Source organism: Chromobacterium sinusclupearum, assembly GCF_002902845.1.
Lineage (GTDB): Bacteria > Pseudomonadota > Gammaproteobacteria > Burkholderiales > Chromobacteriaceae > Chromobacterium > Chromobacterium sinusclupearum.
Map to the genome: position 1 here is coordinate 1 of NZ_PPTF01000084.1, position 633 is coordinate 633.

The 633-nt window shown below is 48.2% G+C and carries 1 protein-coding gene; it reads left to right on the forward strand.

Translation table 11 applies throughout. The annotated features are described in order from the left end of the window. Positions 1–633, forward strand: a 633-nt coding sequence (locus tag C2134_RS21630; protein WP_199179992.1) for a hypothetical protein, incomplete at both ends; no start/stop codon positions are given.

The following is a 633-nucleotide window of genomic DNA, read 5'->3' on the forward strand; positions in this document are numbered from 1 at the left end:
GACAAGATGACGGCTGAAGAGAAGTTGCAGCGGGAGAATCTGGTCAGCGGCTTGTTGGCGGGTGTTGCGGCCGGTACGGGCGGCGCAAACACGGCCACGACGACGGTGAATGCGGCGAAGGCGGAGATGGATAATAATGAATTTGGCAAAGATGAGCTTTTAAAATTTCAAGGGCTAGTGGCAGCACAGAAAATTTGCCCAGATCAAAAGTGCCGTGATGGGTACACCAAGAAGATTGATGAGTTGATTCGAGGCCCCTCGGTTGCTCAAGTGAGACCTAGTGTCGATATCGTGGTGGGGGAAAAGGATCATACTGTCTTTTATCCGGAGAAAGCAAAACCTCGCCCTGATTATATTTCTGGTAATGTTTCAATTCCAATGATTGGTTCGTTTGGGTTGAGTGTGAATTTGTATAACTTTAATGGCTACCTTTCTATGTCCGGCGGACGAAGTTATCCTGCTCCTGATACAAAGCCTGGGGTCGGTATTGTTTTTGGGAATTTGCTCTCAGAGGCAAATGCAAGTAGTGTAGATAATTTCTTGGGTGGTGGTGGATATTCTGCCAGTATATTTTTTCCTGTTGGTGGTGTCGTAGGTGTGGGTGGAGGGGTAAACCATTCAATCGGGGGGGGG